The sequence below is a fragment of the Paracoccus marinaquae genome (genome assembly GCF_018860165.1).
Taxonomy (GTDB): domain Bacteria; phylum Pseudomonadota; class Alphaproteobacteria; order Rhodobacterales; family Rhodobacteraceae; genus Paracoccus; species Paracoccus marinaquae.
Genome location: NZ_JAHKNG010000009.1, coordinates 52,332 through 68,571 on the forward strand (window position 1 = coordinate 52,332; position 16,240 = coordinate 68,571).

General features: G+C 66.0%; 13 protein-coding genes. 6 read left to right on the plus strand and 7 right to left on the minus strand.

Features of this window, described 5'->3' with window-relative positions; all coding sequences use genetic code 11:
- Positions 1-37: 37 nt before the first annotated feature.
- Both KNW02_RS07345 and KNW02_RS07350 read left to right on the plus strand, forming a co-directional pair.
- Positions 38-700, plus strand: a complete 663-nt coding sequence (locus KNW02_RS07345) for an alpha/beta hydrolase (protein WP_216032615.1) — start codon at positions 38-40, stop codon at positions 698-700.
- Between the two features lie 4 nt (positions 701-704).
- Positions 705-1,835 (plus strand): HD domain-containing protein, encoded by a 1,131-nt coding sequence (locus KNW02_RS07350; protein ID WP_216032616.1) that lies wholly within the window; start codon positions 705-707, stop codon positions 1,833-1,835.
- Positions 1,836-1,853: 18 nt separating this feature from the next.
- Here the strand turns inward: KNW02_RS07350 and KNW02_RS21205 are convergent, their stop codons facing one another.
- Positions 1,854-3,020, minus strand: coding sequence for a Hint domain-containing protein (locus KNW02_RS21205; protein ID WP_348524694.1), 1,167 nt, complete (start codon positions 3,018-3,020; stop codon positions 1,854-1,856).
- A gap of 208 nt (positions 3,021-3,228) precedes the next feature.
- Between KNW02_RS21205 and KNW02_RS07360 the strand changes: the two genes are divergently transcribed.
- The 4 genes from KNW02_RS07360 to KNW02_RS07375 all read left to right on the plus strand — a co-directional run bounded on the left by KNW02_RS07360 (position 3,229) and on the right by KNW02_RS07375 (position 8,459).
- Positions 3,229-4,440, plus strand: coding sequence for an NADP-dependent isocitrate dehydrogenase (locus KNW02_RS07360; RefSeq protein ID WP_216032617.1), 1,212 nt, complete (start codon positions 3,229-3,231; stop codon positions 4,438-4,440).
- Between the two features lie 146 nt (positions 4,441-4,586).
- A complete protein-coding gene (purQ, locus tag KNW02_RS07365) occupies positions 4,587-5,255 on the plus strand; it encodes a phosphoribosylformylglycinamidine synthase subunit PurQ (RefSeq protein WP_216032618.1) in 669 nt (222 codons plus the stop codon).
- 182 nt (positions 5,256-5,437) lie between these two features.
- Positions 5,438-7,114 (plus strand): sensor histidine kinase, encoded by a 1,677-nt coding sequence (locus tag KNW02_RS07370; protein WP_216032667.1) that lies wholly within the window; start codon positions 5,438-5,440, stop codon positions 7,112-7,114.
- 19 nt (positions 7,115-7,133) lie between these two features.
- On the plus strand, positions 7,134-8,459 hold the full coding sequence (locus KNW02_RS07375) for a sigma-54-dependent transcriptional regulator (RefSeq protein ID WP_216032619.1): 1,326 nt from the start codon (positions 7,134-7,136) through the stop codon (positions 8,457-8,459).
- A gap of 103 nt (positions 8,460-8,562) precedes the next feature.
- On the opposite strand, the gene KNW02_RS07380 is transcribed toward KNW02_RS07375, so the two are convergent.
- The 6 genes from KNW02_RS07380 to KNW02_RS07405 form a co-directional block, all read right to left on the minus strand.
- Positions 8,563-8,958: a transglycosylase SLT domain-containing protein gene (locus KNW02_RS07380; RefSeq protein WP_489146121.1), complete on the minus strand. Its 396-nt coding sequence runs from the start codon at positions 8,956-8,958 to the stop codon at positions 8,563-8,565.
- A 124-nt stretch (positions 8,959-9,082) separates the two neighbouring features.
- Positions 9,083-10,477, minus strand: a complete 1,395-nt coding sequence (gene lpdA / locus KNW02_RS07385) for a dihydrolipoyl dehydrogenase (RefSeq protein WP_216032620.1) — start codon at positions 10,475-10,477, stop codon at positions 9,083-9,085.
- A 64-nt stretch (positions 10,478-10,541) separates the two neighbouring features.
- Positions 10,542-10,931 carry an MAPEG family protein gene (locus tag KNW02_RS07390; protein ID WP_216032669.1) on the minus strand — a complete coding sequence of 130 codons (390 nt, stop codon included), beginning with the start codon at positions 10,929-10,931 and terminating at the stop codon, positions 10,542-10,544.
- Positions 10,932-10,933: 2 nt separating this feature from the next.
- A complete protein-coding gene (locus tag KNW02_RS07395; RefSeq protein WP_216032621.1) occupies positions 10,934-11,188 on the minus strand; it encodes a hypothetical protein in 255 nt (84 codons plus the stop codon).
- 529 nt (positions 11,189-11,717) lie between these two features.
- The gene (gene odhB / locus KNW02_RS07400; protein WP_216032622.1) at positions 11,718-13,265 is read right to left on the minus strand and encodes a 2-oxoglutarate dehydrogenase complex dihydrolipoyllysine-residue succinyltransferase; all 1,548 of its coding nucleotides are present in this window, start codon (positions 13,263-13,265) and stop codon (positions 11,718-11,720) included.
- A 4-nt stretch (positions 13,266-13,269) separates the two neighbouring features.
- Complete coding sequence (locus tag KNW02_RS07405) at positions 13,270-16,236, minus strand: 2-oxoglutarate dehydrogenase E1 component (protein ID WP_216032623.1); 2,967 nt, start codon at positions 16,234-16,236, stop codon at positions 13,270-13,272.
- Positions 16,237-16,240: the final 4 nt, after the last annotated feature.

The following is a 16,240-nucleotide window of genomic DNA, read 5'->3' on the forward strand; positions in this document are numbered from 1 at the left end:
GAGGCGTCAAGGAACCACCAAGTTGTGAAGGACGACGATGCCAGAGCTGATTTTTCCCGGTCCCGAAGGCCGTCTTGAAGGCCGTTACCACCCGCAGGCGGGCAAGCCCGACGCTCCCATCGCCATCGTCCTGCATCCGCATCCGCAATATGGCGGAACGATGAACAACCGGGTGGTCTATAACCTGCATTACGCCTTCCACCAGATGGGCTTCACCGTGATGCGGTTCAATTTCCGCGGCGTGGGCCGCAGCCAGGGCGAGTTCGACCAGGGCATCGGCGAGCTGTCGGACGCGGCCTCGGCGCTGGACTACCTGCAGGCGATGAACCCGAATTCCAAGCATTGCTGGGTCGCCGGCTTCAGCTTTGGCGCCTGGATCGGGATGCAGCTGCTGATGCGCCGCCCCGAGATCACCGGCTTCATCAGCGTGGCGCCGCCGGCGAACATGTATGATTTCAGCTTCCTCGCGCCCTGTCCCTCGTCGGGGCTGATCGTGAATGGCACCTCGGACCGGGTGGCGCCGCCGAAGGACACGCATGGTTTGGTGGGCAAGCTGCGCGAGCAGAAGGGCATCACCATCACCCATGAAGAGATCGAGGGCGCGGATCACTTCTTCCGCGACGACGAGGCGCATATGAAGCCGATGATCGATCTGGTCCAGGCCTATGTGCGGCGGCGCCTGACCGAAACCACGCGCTGAAGGCATGTCAGAGCGGATCGCCCGGCAGATCGGCTTCCTGTGCGAGGCGGACCGGCTGAAATCGATCGATCGCGCAAATGTGCTGATGGATCTGTCGCGGTCCGAGAACAGCGCCGAGCACAGCTGGCATGTGGCGCTTTTCGCGATGGTCTTCGGGGCTTCGGACCGGGCCATCGCGATGCTGCTGATCCATGATCTGGTCGAGATCGACGTGGGCGATCAGCCGATCCATCTGGGCCACGACGCAGCCGCGCTGGCCGAGGCCGAGGCGCGGGCGGCCGCGCGGATCTTCGGGCTGTCACCGGATGGCCCAAGCCTGCTGGCGATGTGGCGCGAATTCGAGGCCCATGGCAGCCCCGATGCGGTGATGGCCAAGCGGATGGATCACGGCCAGCCGCTGTTTCAGGTCTTGCTGGCGCCCGAACCGCGGCCCGATCATGTCGGGATCGTGCGCGACAATCTGGACGGCGGGCGCGCAGCCCGGCTGCACCGTGAATGGCCCGAGGCGATGGCGGCGGCGCGGGCGATGCTGGCCGGGGGCGCGGCGGGCGCGGATGATCTGGGCCGGCGGCTGCGCTTTCTGGCCGAGGCCGACGGGCTGAAATCGGTCTATCGGGCGAATACGCTGATCGACGGCTCGCGTCACGAGAACAGCGGAGAACATAGCTGGCATCTGGCGCTCTATGCGCTGGCGCTGTCCGATCTGGCCGGGCCGGGCGTCCGGATCGGGCGGGTAATCCGCATGCTGCTGATCCATGATCTGGTCGAAATCGATGTGGGGGACGTACCGCTTCATTCTGCCGCGGGTCAGGCACATGGCTCGGCCGAAGTTCAGGCGGCCGAGGCCGCGGCGGCGCGGCGGATCTTCGGCTTGCTGCCGGCAGGGCAGAGCCGCGCCTTCCTGTCGCTGTGGCAGGAATTCGAGGCTGCCGCCTCGCCCGATGCGATCTTTGCCAAGGCGCTCGACCGCTGTCAGCCGGCGGTGCAGAACCTGCGCTCGGGCGGGGTCGGATGGCGCGACTATGGCGTCAGCTTCGCCGATATCGAACATCGGGTGGGGCGCAAGGTCGCGCTCGGCGCCCCGGCCCTGTGGGCGTGGCTGCGACCCGAGGTCGCAGCCTTCCTGTCCGATTGAGCCTGTCGCCGCCCCGTCTCAGTTCGCCAGCGGCTGTTGATTGGTGGCATGGCGGCGGGCCAGTTGCCGTGCGCGCCGGCCGGCGGCGAGGGGACGGGCCGTGTCGACGGCCGCAGGATCGTCACGCAGTTGCGGGAACAGGGTGAAGACCTCTTCGGCCGCTTCGCCCAGTGCCTCGATGGTCTGCGGGCCGGGATAAAGCGATTCGGTTTCGGCGCCGTTGGACATCAGCACCTCGTGCCGGTCGAACAGCAGATGCACATAGCTGACACCTTGGGCGTCGGTCAGTTCCTCGATCCCCGGCACCTCGGTCAACTGGCGCGCCGCGACCAGCAGTTCGGGGGCGTTGAACATACGCTGCGCGATCTGCGAGCGGACCAGAATGCGGTGCTGGGGCGAGACGGTCAGATCCCGGTCGGGCCGGTTCGGGCCAAGCGCATTGGCCAGGATGCGGATCGGCCGCAGCCGGGGACTGGCGGCCAGTTCCGAGGCCGAGAGGCTGCGCAGCCCGCGCCAGCGAACCGGCTGGAAGCCATGGTCACGGGTCCAGACCAGGTCGCCGACCTCCAGATCCTCGACCTTGCGTTCGCCCGCCTCGGTCAGGATCATGGTGCCGGCGGCGAAACAGGGAACGAAGGACGACTGATCGTACAGCTCGGTCGATGTCCGCGAGAAATAGGTGTCGTAATCGGCCTCATCGGTCGACATGGTGATGCTGACGATCGGATAGGTGGTCAGCGCCGCAATCTCATCGGGCGCGGCCGCCGACGCGGGCGGCGGCATCATGAAGGCGTTGCCGGAAACGTCCTGAAAGATCCGCACGGTCGTGTAGATGGTATCGGTCGAGCCATCCGGCAGCAGGCGCGTCACCGCGACATTGCTGACCACGATCGCGCTGTCGATCTCGTTTTCGTGGAACTCACCGTTCAGCGTGTAGGAGACGGTTTCCTGCGTGCCGGCGGCGTTGTTGTGCTGGATCGAGCCGTTTGCGTCGTCGTCGTTCATGGTGACCGCGGTCACCCGTCCGTAAAGGGGCGCACCCGCACTGCCGGCCGTCTGGCCGTTGATCTGGTCGTAGGCACGCTCGGCATCGTATTCCGGAAAGGTGAAGCCGAGGAAGGAAAAGGTCTCTTGCGCGTCAACGTCGGGATAGCTCCCGAGATGGATCATGTCATAGGTCGGCACGGTGAACCCTCTTCCTTGTAAGCCACATTGATGCCGGCATGTCCGGCACCCTGTCCATTCATAGAGTCCTTCATCATTGAAATAAATATGTTCTGTCCGTTTGCGGAGCGGCTACGAAAATTCGGCATACAGTCGCATACAATCTTTCCTTTTCGATGCAAAGCCGCTATAGCCCGCTCAGCAGCAAACCAACGCCAAGGGGGCCAGCATGTCTAAGATCAAGGTAGAGAACCCCGTCGTCGAGCTCGACGGCGACGAGATGACCCGGATCATCTGGGATTTCATCAAGCAGAAGCTGATCCTGCCCTACCTGGACATCGATCTGAAATACTACGATCTGGGCATCGAAGAGCGTGACCGCACCGACGACCAGATCACCGTCGATGCCGCCGAGGCGATCAAGCAGCATGGCGTCGGTGTGAAATGCGCCACCATCACCCCCGATGAGGCCCGGGTCGAGGAATTCGGCCTCAAGAAGATGTGGCGCAGCCCCAACGGCACGATCCGCAACATCCTTGGCGGCGTCATCTTCCGCGAGCCGATCATCTGCAAGAACGTGCCGCGCCTGGTGCCGGGCTGGACCCAGCCGATCATCGTTGGCCGCCACGCCTTCGGTGACCAGTATCGTGCCACCGACTTCCGCTTCCCCGGCAAGGGCAAGCTGACCATCAGGTTCGTCGGCGAGGATGGCGAGACCATCGAGCATGAGGTCTTCGATGCCCCGTCCTCGGGCGTCACCATGGCGATGTACAACCTTGACGAGTCGATCCGCGATTTCGCCCGCGCCAGCATGAATTACGGTCTGAACCGCGGCTATCCGGTTTACCTCTCGACCAAGAACACCATCCTCAAGGCCTATGATGGCCGCTTCAAGGACCTGTTCCAGGAGGTTTACGAGGCCGAGTTCGAGGACCAGTTCAAGAAGGCCGGCATCCATTACGAGCATCGCCTGATCGACGACATGGTCGCCTCGGCGCTGAAATGGTCGGGCGGCTATGTCTGGGCCTGCAAGAACTATGACGGCGACGTGCAGTCCGACACCGTCGCGCAGGGCTTCGGCAGCCTTGGCCTGATGACCTCGGTCCTGATGACGCCGGACGGGAAGATCGTGGAATCGGAAGCCGCGCATGGCACCGTGACCCGCCATTACCGCGAGCATCAGAAGGGCAATGCGACCTCGACCAACTCGATCGCCTCGATCTTCGCCTGGACCGGCGGCCTGAAACACCGCGCCAAGCTGGACGGCAACGATGCGCTGAGGACCTTTGCCGAGACGCTGGAAAAAGTCACCGTGCAGGCCGTGGAAGACGGCTTCATGACCAAGGATCTGGCGCTGCTGGTCGGGCCGGACCAGAAGTGGCTGACCACCATGGGCTATCTGGAAAAGGTGGACGAATATCTGAACAAGGCACTGGCCTGAGCCATCGTCCGTTCTGAAAAAGGGGGCCGCGCGGGGATCCGCGCGGCCTTTCCATGGCTGGCGCCGCCACGCGGCCCCCGCGGGATGCTTCCATGCGCCGGCTCATTGCGCTATCAGTCGCGCAGCATATTTCGCAGGATTCGCCCATGAAAGCCGCTGTCATCACCTTTCCCGGATCGAATTGCGACCGTGATCTGGCCCTTGCGCTCGGGCAGGCGGGGGCCGAGGTCAGCCGCGTCTGGCACAAGGACGAGGCGCTGCCCGCGGGCACCGATCTGGTCGCCGTGCCGGGCGGGTTTTCCTATGGCGATTATCTGCGCTGCGGCGCCATCGCCGCGCATTCGCCCATTGCCGGGGCGCTGCGCGGCCATGCGGCGAAGGGCGGCTATGTCCTCGGCATCTGCAACGGCTTTCAGGTCCTGACCGAACTGGGCCTGCTGCCCGGCGCGCTGATGCGCAATCAGGGCCTGACCTTCATCTGCAGACCCGCGATGCTGCAGGTGGTGACGGCTGACAGCAACTTTACCCGCGGTTACGCAGTGGGTCAGCAGATCCGCGTGCCGGTCGCGCATCACGACGGCAATTACCAGATCGGCGCCGAGGGGCTGGCGCAGTTGCGCGATCAGGAGCGCATCGCCTTTACCTATGCGCCCGGACTCAATGGCTCGGTCGCCGATATCGCCGGGGTGCTGTCGGAGAACCGCCGGGTGCTGGGCATGATGCCGCATCCCGAACGCGCGGCCGATCCGGCGCTTGGCGGAACTGACGGGGCGGCGCTTTTTTCGGGCCTGGTCCGGGGCCTTCAGCACGCGTGACTTGAGCGCAGGCGATTTGAGGCATAAATTGCGTCAGTTAGCGATTTCGCCGGATTGACGTGGTGACCAGGGATCGGAAGGCAAAGGACGATGCGCCCGGCTGGGCCGGTGGAGGCGCCGAGCAGCCGGCCAATCCCTGGTGGCTGCGCGCGGCCATCGGGCTGATCTTCCTGACCGCGCTGATGGTGATCTGGACCACCAATGCCTGGTTGACCGCGCGTTTCGCCGAAAATACCAGGGTCCGGGCCGATCTGCGGCTGGCGCTTTATACCGGCAACCTGAAATCCGAACTGGACCGCAACGAGGTCGTGCCGCTGCTGCTGGCGCGCGATCCGGCGCTGATCGGGGCGCTGAACGGCAATGATTTCTCGACCACGTCGGCCAGGCTGATCGCCGCGCAGAAGGAGATCGGGGCCGCCTCGCTGCGGCTGCTGGATGCCTCGGGCCGCACCGTGGCCTCGACCGACCGCTATCAGATCGGCACCAACAACGCCGCGGCGCCCTATTTCGTCGAGGCCCTGCGATCGCGCGATACGGTCTTTACCGTCTCGACCACCGAGACCGGCGCCTATGAGTTCAATCATTCGCGGTCCATTGTCGCGGATGGCAAGACCCTGGGCGTGATCGTCGTCGGCGCCGATCTGACACGGCTGGAGCGGTCCTGGGCGGGGATCGCCGATGCGGTGGTGGTCACCGACAGCGAGGGCACCATCATCCTTGCGACCGAGTCGCGCTGGCGCGGGCTGGCCCTGCCGGATGCGCTGGAGGTGCGCTCGGCCCCCTCGGCGATCCAGCGCGCCTTCCAGGTGACCGCCGACTGGACCTCGCCGCCGGCCGACGCCTATCTGCGCGGCCGGGCGGTGATGCGCAGCGAAGCGCGGATCCAGTTCCGCGGCTGGAAGATGATCAGCTTTACCACCTATGCCTCGACGCGCGAGCGGGTGAATGCGGTCCTGGCGCTGGAAATCATGGGCTTCGCGATCCTGCTGGCACTGGCCTTCTGGCTGTTGTCGCGCCGCGCCCGGCTGCAATCGGCGGCCTATATGCGCGAATCCGCCGATCTTCGGGCGCTGAACGCGCGGCTGCGGCGCGAGATCGCCGAGCGTGAGCGGGTGCAGAAGGAACTGCGCGTGGCCGAGCAGACGGTTCAGCAAAGCTCGAAACTGGCGGCACTGGGCGAGATGTCGGCCGGGGTCAGCCATGAGCTGAACCAGCCGCTGGCGGCGATGAAGACCTATCTGGCCGGCGCAAGGCTGCTGTTGCAGCGCGGCCGCAGCGAGGAGGCCCTGTCCTCGTTCCAGCGCATCGACGACCTGATCGATCGCATGGGCGGGATCACGCGGCAGCTGAAATCCTATGCCCGCAAGGGCGGCGACGCGGTCGAGCCGATCGATCTGCGCGCCGCCGTCAGCAGCGCCCTGACCATGATGGAGCCGCAACTGCGCGCAGGCACCATCCGCATCACCCGCAACGTGCCGCGCGAGAGGGTCATGGTGCTGGCCGACCGGATCCGGCTTGAGCAGGTGATCATCAACCTGCTGCGCAACGCCTTCGACGCGGTCAAGGACCGGCGCGATGCGCGGGTCGAGATCACCGTCGAAAGCGGCGCTCACGCCTATGTGTCCGTTCGCGACAACGGACCGGGTGTATCGGATCTGGAAAAACTGTTTGAACCCTTCTGGACGACCAAGAAACCCGGTGAGGGCACCGGTCTGGGTCTGGCGATCTCCTCCACCATCGTGGCAGATTTCGGAGGACGCCTGACCGCGCATAACGAAACCGGGGGAGGGGCCGTGTTCCAGGTCGAACTGCCCCTGCATCGGCCGGGCGAACCCCGCAGGGCGCTGGCCGCCGAATGACGACGAGAGAGGAAAGCAGATGTCCCGCAAGTTGAAGATCGCGATTGTCGATGACGAACCGGATATGCGGGAATCGATCAGCCAGTGGCTGGTCCTGTCCGGCTTCGAGACCGAAACCTATGCCAGCGCGGAAGATGCGCTGAAGGTGATCGGTGCCGACTGGCCCGGCGTGGTGGTCTCCGACATCCGCATGCCCGGCATGGACGGGATCGCCTTCCTGAAACGGCTGATGGGGCTGGATTCGGGGCTGCCGGTGATCCTGATCACCGGGCATGGCGACGTGCCGATGGCGGTCGAGGCGATGCGGATCGGCGCCATGGATTTCATGGAAAAGCCCTTCAACCCCGACAAGATGACGGCGCTGGCCAAGAAGGCCACGCAGGCCCGGCGCATGACGCTGGACAACCGCGCCCTGCGCCGCGATCTCAGCGAGGGCCAGCAGGTCATGTCCAAGCTGATCGGCTCGAGCCCGGTGATGGACCGGCTGCGCGAGGATATCCTCGATCTGGGCCAGGCGGACGGTCATGTGCTGATCGACGGCGAGACCGGCACCGGCAAGACGCTGGTCGCCCATGCGCTGCATGCCGTGGGGCCGCGCGCCTCGAAGAAATTCGTGCCGATCTCCTGCGCGGCCTATAATGACGAGGCGCTGACGGCGCGGCTGTTCGGGCCGATGGAGGACGGCCTGCCCGCCGTCGAGGAGGCGCGGGGCGGCACCCTCTGCCTCGAGGATGTCGAGGCCCTGTCCGAGCCCCTCCAGGCCCGGCTTCTGGCCTTCATCAGCGAACAGGGCAGCCCGGCCGAAACGCGGATCATCGCCATCTCGAACGCCCGGGCCGAGGGTCGCAAGGCCGAGGATTCGCTTCGTCCCGACCTGTTCTACCGCCTCTCGGCGCTGAAGATCGCGCTGCCGCCCCTGCGCGCGCGCGGCGAGGATATCCTGCAGCTGTTCACCCGCATGACCGAGCAGTTCTCGGAGGAATATGGCTGCGAGCCGCCGCAGGTTTCGGCGCAGGAGGCGGCCCAGCTTCTGCAGGCGCCGTGGCCCGGCAATATCCGCCAGCTGATCAATGTGGCCGAACGCGCGGTGCTGCAGAACCGCCGCGGCTCGGGCAGCATCGCCTCGCTGCTGATGGCGGATGGCGACGACAACCAGCAGGCCACCACGACCGAGGGCAAGCCGCTGAAGGAATATGTCGAAAGCTTCGAGAAGATGCTGATCGACAACACCATGCGCCGCCACAAGGGCAGCATCGCCAGCGTCATGGAGGAACTGTGCCTGCCGCGCAGGACGCTGAACGAGAAGATGGCGAAATACGGGTTGCAACGCAGCGACTACCTGTAGCCACCGCCGTTCTACACGGCCCGGCCGACAAGAAGACCGCGCCGGCCCTCTGGCCGGCGCGATGCCGTCTTCGATCCCGCAAGATCCCGTGACCCCGCGCGGGTCAGCTGCGCAGGCCGGTCAGTTTCAGCAATCCCTTGCGCTTGGCCTCGTAGTAATAGCCGCGCGCATACCACATGACCGTGTCGTCGGGATCGCCATCGGCCACCAGCCATGCCCCGTAGAGGTATTTCACGCCGTAGCGCAGGTTGGTATCGGCATCCAGGAGGCCGGAGGCCGGGCCGCGATAGCCCATGGTGCGCGCGGTCTGCGGCAGGATCTGCATCAGCCCGTAATAGGGACCGTTGCGCGCCTCGGGGCGATGGCTCGATTCCCGGATCACCACCCGCTGCACCAGTTCCGCCGGCACCCCGTAATGCCGCGCCCAGAAATTGATGCGTGAGCGCAGATAGGGCGTCTCGTTCGGATAGAGCCCGTCGGCCTGCAGGCCCGGCGGCATCCGCCCGGAACCGCCGCCACTGCCGCAGGCGGCCAGCGCCAGGACGCCCAGCAGCAGCGCCCGGCGTCCCGTCCGTGCGGCGCAGGGGCCGTGGGCGCGCGGGGGCAGCGCCCCCGCCATGCCGTCAGACATGGATGGCCCCGTCGCCGCAGGCCAGCGCCGCCTCGCGCACCGCTTCGGAGGTGGTCGGGTGGGCGTGGCAGGTCAGGGCCAGATCCTCGGCCGAGGCGCCGAATTCCATCGCCACGCAGACCTCGTGGATCATCTCGCCGGCATTCGGGCCGACGATATGGCAGCCGAGGATGCGGTCGGTCCCGGCATCGACGATCAGCTTGACGAAGCCCTCGGACTGGAACATGGCCTTGGCGCGGGCATTGCCCATGAAGGGGAACTTGCCGATCTTCACCTTGCGACCAGCCTGTTTCGCCGCCTCTTCGGTCAGGCCGACATTGGCGACCTCGGGGGCGGTGTAGATGACCCCGGGGATGACGTCATAGTTCACGTGACCGGCCTTGCCGGCGATCACCTCGGCCGCGGCCATGCCCTCGTCCTCGGCCTTGTGGGCCAGCATCGGGCCGGGCACGCAGTCGCCGATGGCGTAGATGCCGCCGACATTCGTGGCCCAGTGCCTGTCGATCCTGACGAAGCCGCGCTCGGTCATCTCGACGCCCAGCTTGTCGAGGCCCAGGCCATCGACCACCGGGCGGCGGCCGGTGGCGACCAGCACGCAATCGGCCTCGAGCACATGCTCGCTGTCGTCCTTTTTCAGCGCATAGGTCAGCTTGGCCTTGGTCTTGGTCGCGGTGGCGCCCTTGACCGCGGCGCCGAGGATGAATTTCAGCCCCTGCTTGGCCAGGATCTTCTGGAACTGCTTCTGCACCTCGCCATCCATGCCCGGGGTGATCGCGTCCAGATATTCGACCACCGTCACATCCGTGCCGAGGCGCGCATAGACCGAACCCAGTTCAAGCCCGATGACGCCGGCGCCGATCACCACCATGGATTTAGGAATCTTCGGCAGGGTCAGCGCGCCGGTCGAATCGACGATGACGCCGGCGGCGTTATCGACCTCGACGCCCTTCAATTCGCTGGGGGCGGAACCCGTGGCAATGACGATGTTCTTCGTCTCGTGCAGCGTATCGCCGACCTTGACCTTGCCCGGCGCCTCGATGCTGGCCCAGCCCTTCAGCCAGTCGATCTTGTTCTTCTTGAACAGGAATTCGATGCCCTTGGTATTGGTGCCGACGGTCTCGGCCTTGTAGTCCTGCATCTTCGACCAGTCGACCTTCACCTTGGCGCCGGTCAGGCCCATGCGGTCGAAATTCGCATGCGTCTCATGCAGCATGTGGCTGGCATGCAGCAGCGCCTTCGACGGGATGCAGCCCACGTTCAGGCAGGTGCCGCCGAGGGTCTCGCGGCCCTCGACGCAGGCGACCTTCAGGCCCAGCTGGGCCGCGCGGATGGCGCAGACATAGCCGCCGGGACCGGCGCCGATCACGATCAGGTCATAGGTGGACATGATTTACTCCTTCTTGTCCCTCGGGCCGGCACGGAAAACGCGCCGTCATTGCAGATGCCGCGGCTCAGAACAGCGCGGCCAGTAACATCACCATGGTGGCGCCGAAACCGGCGGCCCAGATCATCGAGCGCCCCGGCACCCAACCCAGCAGATAGGCCGGGATATAGAGGATCCGCGCGGCCAGATAGAGCCAGGCGCAGGCGGCGGTCAGGGCGTTGCTTTGGTTGCCGAGCGTGACCACCAGAACGGCGAGGGTGAAGAGGATCAGACCCTCGAAATGGTTGTTCAGCGCGCGCTGCATCCTGCCGACGACACCGGCCGGGACCAGCGGCGTGTCGCGCGGGCCCATGGTGGCGCGCGGGCCAAGCTGGCGCGTGGCGGCGACGGAATAGGCGCAGAACTGCAGGCCCTGCAGCAGCCCGGCCAGCGCCAGAGCGGTCAGTTCGGGCGTCATCATCAGGCGGTTTCCACGACATGGAAGCTGGTCGCGGTGACGCCGGCCTGGCTGTTGAAGGCGCCGGCCCCGCCGTCCAGATAGGCGCGCGCCGCCTGCGCGTCGCCGATGCTGAACAGCGCCCAGGCGCTGGTCCCGCTTTCGCGCCACAATTGCAGCAAAGACAGGCTGTTATGGGCGCGATCCTCGGCATCGGCATCGAAGGCGGCCTTGAAGCCCGCATAGTCCTTGACGGTGTAATGGGCGATCAGTTGCATGCGACATGTCCTGCCATGGCGGCGCGGATAGACCGGCGATCCGCGCCGGTGATTTCGTAAAGCCCGCGCCGGGCCGGCCTATTCCGGGTGCCGCGGGCAAGATCCATAGGGCCAGACAACGCCGCAACCGGGGCCGGGGTTGCCGCAGGCCCGGCGATCCGGTGACGGCGCCTCATGCCGGCCGCAGGGTGTTGCGCAACGGCGGCGTGCGTTGCGTGTCGCGCAGCGCCGCCGTGCGGCACCCGGAACGCCAGCATTTGCCGGGTTTTGGCCCGCACAGCGCGTCCACCGGAGGCGCACAGGGCCTGCACAGGCTGTACACAGCTTGCGGGCGTTGCGCGTGGAAAGCGTTTACCAGATGGCGTTTCACGGGGGGCGGCATTGCCGGTGAGGGTCAGGAGAACCACCAACGCGCCGCTGTCGAGCCTGACGGGCGTCCGAAGGGCAAGCGAACCAAGGTCGCTGGTTGCCTGCACTCCGGCCTTGTCATGCTCCATCGGCACATCGTCGCGATGGTTCTCTGCCTGCATTACAGGTCCATCAGCAGCCGGCGCGGATCCTCCAGTGCCTCCTTGACGCGGACGAGGAAGGTCACGGCACCCTTGCCGTCGACGATGCGGTGGTCGTAGCTGAGCGCCAGATACATCATCGGGCGGATCACGATCTGGCCGCCGACGACCATCGGGCGGTCCTGGATCTTGTGCATCCCGAGGATCCCCGATTGCGGCGGGTTCAGGATCGGGCTGGACATCAGCGAGCCATAGACGCCGCCGTTCGAGATGGTGAAGGTGCCGCCCTGCATCTCGGCCATGGTCAGCTTGCCGTCGCGGCCCTTCACGCCCAGATCGCCGATCTCCTTCTCGATCTCGGCGAAGGACTTGCGGTCGGCGTTGCGCACCACCGGCACGACCAGCCCCTGCGGCGTGCCGACGGCCACGCCCATATGCACGAAGTTCTTGTAGACGACATCGGTGCCGTCGATCTCGGCATTGACCTCGGGCACCTCCTTCAGCGCGTGGCAGCAGGCCTTCACGAAGAAGGACATGAAGCCCAGCTTGACCTTGTGCTTCTTTTCGAAGGCGTCCTTGTATTCGCTGCGAAGCTGCATGATCCCCGACATGTCGGCTTCGTTATAGGTGGTCAGGATCGCGGCGGTGTTCTGCGCGTCCTTCAGGCGCCGGGCGATGGTCTGGCGCAGGCGGGTCATCTTCACCCGTTCCTCGCGCGCCGCGTCATCGGCGGAACTGGGCGCGCGCGGCGCCTGGGCCGGGGCGGCGGGGGCGGCGGCCGGTCTGGGCGCCTGGGCGGCGCGGGCCACGTCCTCCTTCATCGCCCGGCCGTCGCGGCCGGTGCCGGTGACCTGATCGCGGCTGACGCCCTGTTCGGCCATGGCCTTCTTCGCCGAGGGCGCATCCTCGACATCGCGGCGCAGGCTGACGTCCCCGGGGCCGGCATCGGCCGCGCGTTCCGAGGCGGCGGCGGGCTGGGCCGGGGTGGCCGCGCCGGCCGCGCCTTCGGTGACGATCGCGAGTTTCGCCTTGGCGTCCACGGTCGCGCCTTCCTCGGCGAGGATCTCGGCCAGCACGCCGGCCGCGGGGCTGGGCACCTCGACCGAGACCTTGTCGGTCTCGAGCTCGCACAGCATCTCGTCCTGCGCGACCTGATCGCCGACCTTCTTGAACCAGGTGGCGACGGTCGCCTCGGTCACGCTTTCGCCAAGCGCGGGCACCATGACGTCAACGGATTTGCCGCTCATCTTCTTCTGTCCTTCCGGGGTCTTTTCGGCCTTGTCCTGGGCCTTCGGTTGTTGCTTGGCGGCGCCTGCCGAGGCGGCGCTGCCGGTCTCGTCGATCTGCGCCAGCAGGGCATCGGGGCCGACGGTCTCGCCCTCGGCCGCGACGATCTCGGCCAGCACGCCGGCCGCCGGGCTGGGCACCTCGACCGTCACCTTGTCGGTTTCCAACTCGCACAGCATTTCATCGACCGCGACGGCATCGCCCGGCTTCTTGAACCAGGTGGCGATGGTCGCCTCGGTGACGGATTCACCCAGGGCGGGCACGCGGACTTCGGTGGTCATCGGGTCATCCTTCGATATCGAGCGCTTCGTTCACCAGCGCGTCCTGCTCGGCCTTGTGGCGCGAGGCAAGGCCGGTGGCGGGCGACGCGGCGGCGTTGCGGCCGACATAGCGGGCGCGGCGATGCTTGGAGCCGAGCCGTTCCAGCACCCATTCCAGATAGGGATCGACAAAGGTCCAGCCGCCCTGGTTGCGCGGTTCCTCCTGGCACCAGACCACCTCGGCCTGCGGGAAGCGGCCCAGTTCCTTCACCATCGCCTGCGCCGGGAAGGGATAGAACTGTTCCAGCCGCAGCAGGTAGACATCGTTGACCCCGGCCTCGTCGCGGGCCTTCAGCAGGTCGTAATAGACCTTGCCCGACGAGATCACGACCCGGCGGATTTTGCTGTCATCGGCCAGTTTGGTCGGCGAGTTGCCGCGTTCGGCATCGTCCCAGAGGATCCGGTGGAAGGTCGAGCCGGTCTGGAATTCCTCGGCCCTGCTGACCGCCAGCGGATGGCGCAGCAGCGATTTCGGCGTCACCAGCACCAAGGGCTTGCGGAAGCCGCGATGCATCTGCCGGCGCAGGATGTGGAAATAGTTCGCCGACGTGGTGCAGTTGGCGACGATCCAGTTATCCTCGGCGCACATCTGCAGGAAGCGTTCCAGCCGGGCCGAGCTGTGTTCGGGGCCCTGACCCTCGAAGCCATGCGGCAGCAGCATGACGAGGCCGGACATGCGCAGCCATTTCTTCTCGCCCGAGGAGATGAACTGGTCGAACATGATCTGCGCGCCATTGGCGAAATCGCCGAACTGCGCCTCCCACATCACCAGGCTGTTCGGTTCGGCCAGCGAATAGCCGTATTCGAAGCCCAGCACCGCATATTCCGACAGCATCGAGTCGATGACCTCGTAGCGGGCCTGACCCTCGGCGATGTTGTTCAGAGGGTAATAGCGATCCTCGGTCTTCTGGTCGACGAAGGCCGAATGGCGCTGGCTGAAGGTGCCCCGCGTGCTGTCCTGGCCGGCCAGGCGGACGCCATGGCCCTCGACCAGCAGCGAGCCGAAGGCCAGCGCCTCGCCGGTGGCCCAGTCGAAACCCTCGCCGGAATCGAACATCTGCGACTTGGCGGCCAGCAGCCGGCCGACGGTCTTGTGCAGGCTGAAGCCGTCGGGGGCGGTGGACAGCGCGCGGCCGATCCGGGTCATCGTCTCGGGCGGAATGCCGGTCGCGCCGGCGACATATTCGGCGCCCTCACGCTCGAAGCCCGACCATTTGCCGTCGAGCCAGTCGGCCTTGTTCGGCTTGTAGTTCTTGCCGATCTCGAACTCTTCGTTCAGATGCGCCTGGAAGGCGGCCTTCATGTCCTCGATCTCGCCTTCGGGGATCAGCCCGTCCTTGACCAGCCGGTCGGTGTAAAGCTGCAGCGTCGTCTTGTGCGATTTGATCTGCGTGTACATCTGCGGGTTGGTGAACATCGGCTCGTCGCCTTCGTTGTGACCGAAGCGGCGATAGCAGAAGATGTCGAGGACCACGTCCTTGTGGAATTTCTGCCGGAACTCGATCGCGACGCGGGCGGCGTGGACCACCGCCTCGGGGTCGTCGCCGTTGACGTGGAAGATCGGCGCCTCGACCATCAGCGCGATATCGGTCGGATAGGGCGAGGTGCGGCTGAAATGCGGCGCCGTGGTGAAGCCGATCTGGTTGTTCACCACGATATGGATGGTGCCGCCGGTCTTGTGGCCGCGGATGCCCGACAGCTGCAGGCATTCGGCCACCACGCCCTGCCCGGCGAAGGCCGCGTCGCCATGCAGAAGGATCGGCAGGACCGCGGTGCGATCGACCGAATCGCCGATCTGGTCGCCCTTGGCCCTGGCCTTGCCCAGCACCACCGGGTTCACCGCCTCGAGATGCGAGGGGTTGGCGGTCAGCGACAGGTGCACGGTGTTGCCGTCGAATTCGCGGTCGGAACTGGCGCCGAGGTGGTATTTCACGTCGCCCGAGCCGTCCACGTCCTCGGGCTTGAAGCTGCCGCCCTGGAATTCGTGGAAGATCGCCCGGTAGGGCTTGGACAGGACATTGGCCAGCACCGAGAGGCGGCCGCGATGCGGCATGCCGACGACGATGTCCTGCACCCCGAGGGCGCCGCCGCGCTTGATGATCTGTTCCATCGCCGGGATCAGCGCCTCGCCGCCATCAAGGCCGAAACGCTTGGTGCCCATGTATTTCACATGCAGGAACTTCTCGAAGCCCTCGGCCTCGACCAGCTTGTTCAGGATCGCGCGGCGGCCCTCCTGGGTGAAGGCGATCTCCTTGCCGTAGCCCTCGATCCGTTCCTTCAGCCAGGCGGCTTCATCGGGGTTCGAGATATGCATGTATTGCAGCGCGAAGGTGCCGCAATAGGTGCGCTTCATCAGTTCCGCGATCTGCCGGATGGTGGCGATCTCGAGGCCGAGCACGTTGTCGATGAAGATCGGCCGGTCCAGATCGTCGGGACCGAAGCCATAGGTCGCGGCCTTCAGCTCGCCATGATCGGGCACGTCGCGCAGCCCCAGCGGGTCCAGATCGGCATGCAGATGGCCGCGGATCCGGTAGGCGCGGATCAGCATCAGCGCGCGGATCGAATCCAGCACCGCCTGGCGCATCTGGTCCTCGGTCAGGCCGACGCCCCTGGCCTCGGCCTTGGCGGCGATCTTCTTCATCGCCGCCTCGGCCTCGGGCTCGCCGGCCATCGGCCATTCGCCGGTCAGCGCGGCGGTGGTGTCATCCGCGGGCATCGGCGGCCAGTCGGCGCGCGCCCAGCTTGCCCCCTTGGCCTCGCGGACCGCATCGGCCTCGGCATCGCCAAGGCCGCGGAAGAAGCCGTCCCACGCCTGATCGACGGCCGCGGGGTTTTTGGCCCACTGCCCGTAAAGCTGTTCGACATAGGCCGCGTTATGGCCCTGAAGGAAGGAAGAGTCGTGGAAATCGGCGTTCTTGGGGTGTTCGGTCATCGGT

Coding starts and splice junctions, on each gene's coding strand:
- KNW02_RS07370 (WP_216032667.1), top strand. CDS start 5,438: ATGGTGATCTGGACCACCAATGCCTGGTTGACCGCGCGTTTCGCCGAA.
- KNW02_RS07405 (WP_216032623.1), bottom strand. CDS start 16,236: ATGACCGAACACCCCAAGAACGCCGATTTCCACGACTCTTCCTTCCTT.
- KNW02_RS07360 (WP_216032617.1), top strand. CDS start 3,229: ATGTCTAAGATCAAGGTAGAGAACCCCGTCGTCGAGCTCGACGGCGAC.
- lpdA (WP_216032620.1), bottom strand. CDS start 10,477: ATGTCCACCTATGACCTGATCGTGATCGGCGCCGGTCCCGGCGGCTAT.
- KNW02_RS07390 (WP_216032669.1), bottom strand. CDS start 10,931: ATGACGCCCGAACTGACCGCTCTGGCGCTGGCCGGGCTGCTGCAGGGC.
- KNW02_RS07345 (WP_216032615.1), top strand. CDS start 38: ATGCCAGAGCTGATTTTTCCCGGTCCCGAAGGCCGTCTTGAAGGCCGT.
- purQ (WP_216032618.1), top strand. CDS start 4,587: ATGAAAGCCGCTGTCATCACCTTTCCCGGATCGAATTGCGACCGTGAT.
- KNW02_RS07395 (WP_216032621.1), bottom strand. CDS start 11,188: ATGCAACTGATCGCCCATTACACCGTCAAGGACTATGCGGGCTTCAAG.
- KNW02_RS07350 (WP_216032616.1), top strand. CDS start 705: ATGTCAGAGCGGATCGCCCGGCAGATCGGCTTCCTGTGCGAGGCGGAC.
- odhB (WP_216032622.1), bottom strand. CDS start 13,265: ATGACCACCGAAGTCCGCGTGCCCGCCCTGGGTGAATCCGTCACCGAG.
- KNW02_RS07375 (WP_216032619.1), top strand. CDS start 7,134: ATGTCCCGCAAGTTGAAGATCGCGATTGTCGATGACGAACCGGATATG.
- KNW02_RS07380 (WP_489146121.1), bottom strand. CDS start 8,958: ATGCCGCCGGGCCTGCAGGCCGACGGGCTCTATCCGAACGAGACGCCC.